Source organism: Faecalibacterium sp. DFI.5.82 (assembly GCF_029076575.1).
In the GTDB taxonomy this organism is placed as follows: Bacteria; Bacillota; Clostridia; order Oscillospirales; family Ruminococcaceae; genus Faecalibacterium; species Faecalibacterium duncaniae.
This window is the reverse complement of record NZ_JARFIS010000056.1, coordinates 1-499: the sequence shown is the minus strand read 5'-3', so window position 1 is coordinate 499 and position 499 is coordinate 1. Positions and strand designations below refer to the sequence as shown.

The 499-nt window shown below is 50.3% G+C and carries 1 protein-coding gene; it reads right to left on the bottom strand.

The genetic code is table 11. From position 1 onward, the window contains the following. Window positions 1-376 (bottom strand): bilirubin utilization transcriptional regulator BilQ (gene bilQ, locus P0G09_RS15535; RefSeq protein ID WP_275253098.1); only part of this gene is annotated, 376 nt, incomplete at its 3' end. Window positions 377-499: the final 123 nt, after the last annotated feature.

The following is a 499-nucleotide window of genomic DNA, read 5'->3' as shown; positions in this document are numbered from 1 at the left end:
GCTGGTGCTGTTCCTCTTCGGTCAGCCCGCTCAAATTTTGCGCATCCCAATCGAAAAATACCTGGTGGCAGGTCCGGAATGCTCTCACACCCGCCGGGGTCAGCCCCAAATGATAACTGCGGCCCTGCTTTTCCCGGGTCATAAAGCCATCTTCCACCAGCTTGATCACGCTGCGCTGGCAGTGGCCCCAGTCCAGGTGCAGTTTTTTGGTCATCTCAGCCGGGGTGCAGCCGGGATGTTTGCACACGTAGATCACAAAATACATCATGCCAAAGCTCAGGCCGAACTCCTGCAGCTGCTGGGTGGTGTAGGCTGCGAACTGCTTGTAAAACTCCATCACGTAGAAGGATATGGTCGATTGGATCACTCTTTGCATCTCCTTTACTTGACAAGGTCTAGTATAATCACATTACTTGATAAAGTCAAGTACTTATTTCAAAAAAATTCTCCCTGCTCCGTATTTCTGTTTCGGGAGCAGGGAGAAAACGATTTTTTGCCT